A 5249-nucleotide genomic window follows, 5' to 3' on the forward strand; every position below is an offset into this window, starting at 1 on the left:
ATTATTATACGCTATTTCTCGTCAAAAATCAACCATTTGTTGTGACAGAGCCTTAGATTTTATTCAAGATGAAGAACATTCAATTTTGGTTTCATCTCACATTACTAGTGATTTAGAAAAAATTGCTGATTATATAGTGTTTATACATGAGGGGAAAGTATTATTTTCAAGACCTAAAGATGAATTGACTGAGCAATACGGTATCATCAAATGCAATGCTAAACAATTTGATGAATTGAATAAAAATGATATTATCCGTTATAAGAAACAAGATTATGAATGGCAAGTGCTTGTTGCAAATAGACAAAAAGTAAAAAAGGAATATCCACATACTTTAGTTGTACCTGCTTCAATAGACGATATCATGTTACTTTATGTGAAAGGGGAATGTTGATTATGAAAGGTTTATTATTAAAAGACTATTTTGCTATTAAATCTTCGATGATAATATTACTCATTGGCTTTGTTGTCTTTGGGTTCGGAGTTTCTTTTTATGCTCCACCCTATGTTTTAATGCTGATAGCTTCTATTATATTAGGGCAATTTGTAACAACTACAATTTATTCAGACAGAAAATGTGGTTGGTTGAAATCATCAATAACATTTCCAACATCAAAAAAATCACATGTTAGCAGTAAATATATTATGTATGCTCTATTATGTTTGTTGGGGATTGTTGTTGGTCTAGCTTTAAGTATTATTATTACTTCAATCCGTAATGAAATAGATACACATTTGCTTTTATTATTTACTTGTATGACAACTACTATGATATTTATGTCAGGGGCTATTCTTATTCCTTGTTACTATTTCATCAAAGAAGAATTAAGCGGAGCTATTGGAATTTTAGCATATGGAATATCGGGTGTATTTTTCTTTGGCATGATTAAGTTAATTGAAAATCATGTTTTGGCACTTACTATCAGCATTTTTACAGCGATAATACTTTTTGTTATTTCTTGGTGCTTTCTTTGCCAACAGATAATAAACAGAGATATTTAGGAGTGATTTAATGCTAAGAATAAAAAAACGAGATATTAAAAAAGCATTAAAGGTTGGTGCTATAAATGATGAAAACAATCTTAAAATTTGAAATAAGAGCGAATAATCATATTGCGTGAATGAAACATGGGAGATACACAGATGCTTTGTGTTATCTCCCATGTTTATTTTAGTGTCATATCAAGGCTCATTCAATCGTGGTATATTCGTGGTAAAATGAGTGTTTTTCTATACTTCAAAATGCTTAGAAATATAGTATTTATACGGATAATCAAAAATTAGATATAAAATTTAGAAAAATTTTTATAGCGATTGTAATCACCAAATTTATTTACGCCATGTATTTAAAACACAAACAAAATTAAGTCTAGCAATAGGATTTTTTATTTTAACAAAAAGAAAAAGCACATCCTAAGATGCACTCTCTTCAATCTTACGCTTTTCTAGATACTTGATTTTTTCATCATGAACCCATTCCATAATGACACGATAATTAGTCATTAAGAAATCTCTCCATTCTGGTTGAACAATAACTCTTCTTTTAAGACCTCTATCATTTTCAATAATATATGGAAGTCTATATTTTTCATTATAATCTTTGATTGTTTCTATAATATCTTTAGGACGATTCCAAATTGGATCATTACCACCTACATCCACCAAAAAGCTCGATAGCAAACGATATGGTGTCTGCATGATCAATAGTTTCTTATATTCCTTTAAATCTTCATCATGTTGTTTCACACAAATAATAATTTCTTGTTTCGAACAATTTTCAGGCAAATACTTTTGGATACTTAAAATCGCATTTTCCAATGCGTTTGTACGCTTTTGATGAATCAACGGACCCAAATGATATCCTTTTTCTACCACATCCTCATAGGCTAAAGAAATCATTTCATCCAAGATTTCATCAAATTCAATTGTATCCTTATAAATCATTAAATTTAACACTGCCTCTAACCAATAGAAAGAATAAGAAGAACTTGTAAATTCTAGAATCTTCTCAAAATAATCCAATCGTAGTTCAAAACTATATAAATCTAAGAATTGTAATCGCTCGACATCTAACATACCCTTATTTTATCAGTTCTGTGTACTTTTTAGAAGATGCTTTACACTTTTCTACCGGATATTTCTTCTTATTTTGTTCTAATTTCATCAACAAAATCTCTTCCATATCCACGCCCAATTTATTGGCCATCAAAATACAATAATTCATCACATCGGCAAGTTCTTCACAAACATGTTGCTTATCATATTCATTGTTCCATTGAAAACATTCCAACAACTCTCCTGCCTCAATACTAATCGATTTAGCTAAATTTTCCGGGTTATGAAATTGATCCCAATCTCTTTCCTCATTAAATTTTAAGATTTCTTCAACTGCCCTTTTCATCTTGCCCCTCCATTATTCGATACTTCTTTGGCGATATGCCATACACCTTTTTAAACGCCTGAATAAAATGTGTCACATTATTAAAACCTACAATCTCTGATATTTCCGTTACATTCAGCGTGGCATCTTTTAAAAGATTTGTTGCCTTCTGCAACCGATACTGAATTAAATACTCATATGGTGTTATATTTAACATCTTATTGAAACAACGATTACACTGCGCAATACTCATCATCCCTGCGTCCGCAATATCTTTTAAAGATAACTCATCGGCGTAATGCGTATGAATATATACAAGCATCACTTGTACTCGTTCTTGTCTTTCGACATCTTTTTTGTTTGGAATAAAATCGATTTCAGATAAACTCTTCACCAATTGTCTCCAAATCATTGTGATCAAAATAGAAACATCATATTCAAACATATCCGAACCATTTAAATAAATATTATAAATATCATACAAACATTTAATAATCTGATTCTTTTCCTTGATTCCATAACATCTTAAAAAATCCATACGCGTATAAGGCCATACATACTTATATTTCATTCGACTCTCTTTAAAGAAAAAAAGTAATTCTTCAGGAAAAGTAAGTGTCACATATTCTCCATCCTCACTCATATCGCTCGACATATGCAAAGCACCCTTATTAATAAACAATGCTTCTTTTTCTTTGAGCTCATACTCTATTCCATTCACCTGATAACTCACATAGCCCTTAGTACATAGCACAAACTGCAAGTCTTCATGCCAATGCAAAGACTTAAAGCCACTGCCAATCGGTAAATCACTATATTTTCTAACAACACAGATATTTATGGGAAATAATTCATCCGAATATCCGTTTATAATGTGTAATTTATTCTCCATAAATTAAATATAATACAAAAATGATAATATATCTATATTTTTTGACTATTTATCATAAGACAAAGCTCTATACTGTAATTATAATTATAAATGTATTCAGAAAATTTCTATCTGATACTCATGTTCGATATCCCATAATAAAAGATATCATCTTTCCAGTAACAAGTATTCTATTTAAAACGATTGAAAGGCATAAACTTCACAAGACAACAATACAATTGTTTTAAATTAGGAATGCAATCTCTATGAAACAGCCAATGGCTGTTTTTTTATTTGGAAAGAAAAAAGAACAAGTCAATGTTCCAATATTTCAATATCTACAATATCCTCTATTTGTATCTGAATATTCTCTTTAAAAAATAGAGTCTTATTTAATTCATCTATACGCTTAAAAGACAAAACGCTCTCCATGTACTGACCACCACTTTTTGTCTTATCCTTCTCAAAATAAGTGATTCTGCATTTCGATTTCAAATTTATCAATTCAATGATTTTCTCATTGATTCTAAGCTTTTCTTCATTCGATAAAATGCGTTTTGTCTGAGTTATTCTTTGTTGCTCTAATATCGCCTCTTTATGACCTGTTAAAGCTGCAAAAGGTGCAAATTGAGCGGCACGATCTGACATAGACATCTTTGGATATTTACTTTTAGGGCGATTCATTGTATACCATCTTTCATCCATTATGCCTTATGCCCTCCAATCTGCGCATTTCTTTCTTTTGCCTTAGATCCCTTTTCAAAATCCGTTCCCTTTAAGATTGAATTTTTGCCATACTTATTCTTTATTTTTAAAGTCACCTTTTGAAGATCGTTTTCCTTCTTTAATTCTTCTTCATCCACATTTGAAAATAAATCAATCTGTTCAAAGCCACGATTCTTTTCATCTATCACTTCAACAGCCGCCACATTGATTCTTCGCACCAATAAACTAGAATCCACATACCGATCAAATACATCCAATATATTTTGAATTAGAATTGAATTCGCATTTGTCTTTTGAGGCAAATGAACAATTTTATTTAAGCTTTTCGGAAAGACTCTCCCATAAAAATCAACCATCGTTTCGCCCGTATAATCCTCATTTACTTCATAACCAATAGTAAGAACCACTTTATTTGTCACCAAATGCTTATCCACCAAACTTAAAGCTAAAGATTCCACCATTTCCTTTACTAAAATCTTAGCCTTTTCTTTTTCATACCCACAAGATAAGACTTGTCCCGAACCTATACTATTCTTTTCTGGCTTATATGCCTTGATATCTTCAATCGTACAAGGTTCATATCCCCACGCATGATCAATCAATAGTTCGGCATTTACACCAAATGTCTTAAACAAAACATCCTCATGTTCCAAGCTAAAGGCACAAAGCTTTCCCATTGTATCAATACCTAGTTTATGCAATCTTTTCTCATACCCTTTTCCAACACGCCAAAAATCAGTCAATGGCTTATGATTCCACAACAATTTACGATACCTATATTCATTTAAAGCCGCAACACGAACCCCATTCTCATCTGGATTTTTATGTTTGGCCACAATATCCATCGCCACCTTGGCAAGATATAAATTCGTACCAATACCTGCCGTAGCCGTGATGCCTGTTGTCTCATAAATATCTAAAATCATTTTCATTGCGAACTCTTTGGGTGTTAAATGATACGTATTTAAATATGGCGTCGCATCAATAAACACTTCATCAATGGAATATACATGAATATCTTGGCTTGAAACATATTTCAAATAGATATTATAAATTTGTGTACTGATATCCAAATAGTATTTCATTCTTGGAGGTGCAATTAAAAAATCGACTTCAAATCTAGGATTCTGTTTTAAAATTTCATCATCTGCTGATTTACCATCAAAACGCAAAAGCCCCTTTTTCCTTTTTGCATTCATATCTCTTACCTTTTTATTCACCTGTTATGAAGTGACCTTTGTCAAGACAAAATTACACTCATATTCTAAAAAT

6 protein-coding genes and 1 pseudogene are annotated in these 5249 nt (G+C 31.2%); 2 read left to right on the forward strand and 5 right to left on the reverse strand.

Annotated elements, in window-relative coordinates; genetic code table 11:
• A pseudogene (locus KTQ83_RS11215) lies at positions 1-394 on the forward strand (hypothetical protein); the annotation flags it as partial.
• 2 nt (positions 395-396) lie between these two features.
• The gene (locus KTQ83_RS11220) at positions 397-1002 is read left to right on the forward strand and encodes an ABC-2 transporter permease (RefSeq protein ID WP_178090738.1); all 606 of its coding nucleotides are present in this window, start codon (positions 397-399) and stop codon (positions 1000-1002) included.
• A gap of 411 nt (positions 1003-1413) precedes the next feature.
• On the opposite strand, the gene KTQ83_RS11225 is transcribed toward KTQ83_RS11220, so the two are convergent.
• The 5 genes from KTQ83_RS11225 to KTQ83_RS11245 all read right to left on the reverse strand — a co-directional run bounded on the left by KTQ83_RS11225 (position 1414) and on the right by KTQ83_RS11245 (position 5176).
• Positions 1414-2076, reverse strand: a complete 663-nt coding sequence (locus KTQ83_RS11225) for a hypothetical protein (RefSeq protein ID WP_217256855.1) — start codon at positions 2074-2076, stop codon at positions 1414-1416.
• Between the two features lie 4 nt (positions 2077-2080).
• Positions 2081-2401 (reverse strand): nucleotide pyrophosphohydrolase, encoded by a 321-nt coding sequence (locus KTQ83_RS11230; RefSeq protein ID WP_003864113.1) that lies wholly within the window; start codon positions 2399-2401, stop codon positions 2081-2083.
• On the reverse strand, positions 2385-3272 hold the full coding sequence (locus KTQ83_RS11235) for an AraC family transcriptional regulator (protein ID WP_217256856.1): 888 nt from the start codon (positions 3270-3272) through the stop codon (positions 2385-2387). Before KTQ83_RS11235 ends, KTQ83_RS11230 begins: the two co-directional genes overlap by 17 nt.
• 294 nt (positions 3273-3566) lie before the next feature.
• Positions 3567-3956, reverse strand: coding sequence for a YolD-like family protein (locus tag KTQ83_RS11240; protein ID WP_117924258.1), 390 nt, complete (start codon positions 3954-3956; stop codon positions 3567-3569).
• Positions 3956-5176, reverse strand: a complete 1221-nt coding sequence (locus KTQ83_RS11245; RefSeq protein ID WP_244975856.1) for a Y-family DNA polymerase — start codon at positions 5174-5176, stop codon at positions 3956-3958. Before KTQ83_RS11245 ends, KTQ83_RS11240 begins: the two co-directional genes overlap by 1 nt.
• Positions 5177-5249 lie beyond the last annotated feature (73 nt).

The organism is Holdemanella porci (assembly GCF_019052655.1).
In the GTDB taxonomy this organism is placed as follows: domain Bacteria; phylum Bacillota_I; class Bacilli_A; order Erysipelotrichales; family Erysipelotrichaceae; genus Holdemanella; species Holdemanella hominis.

Coding starts and splice junctions, on each gene's coding strand:
- KTQ83_RS11225 (WP_217256855.1), bottom strand. CDS start 2,076: ATGTTAGATGTCGAGCGATTACAATTCTTAGATTTATATAGTTTTGAA.
- KTQ83_RS11245 (WP_244975856.1), bottom strand. CDS start 5,176: ATGAATGCAAAAAGGAAAAAGGGGCTTTTGCGTTTTGATGGTAAATCA.
- KTQ83_RS11230 (WP_003864113.1), bottom strand. CDS start 2,401: ATGAAAAGGGCAGTTGAAGAAATCTTAAAATTTAATGAGGAAAGAGAT.
- KTQ83_RS11240 (WP_117924258.1), bottom strand. CDS start 3,956: ATGGATGAAAGATGGTATACAATGAATCGCCCTAAAAGTAAATATCCA.
- KTQ83_RS11220 (WP_178090738.1), top strand. CDS start 397: ATGAAAGGTTTATTATTAAAAGACTATTTTGCTATTAAATCTTCGATG.
- KTQ83_RS11235 (WP_217256856.1), bottom strand. CDS start 3,272: ATGGAGAATAAATTACACATTATAAACGGATATTCGGATGAATTATTT.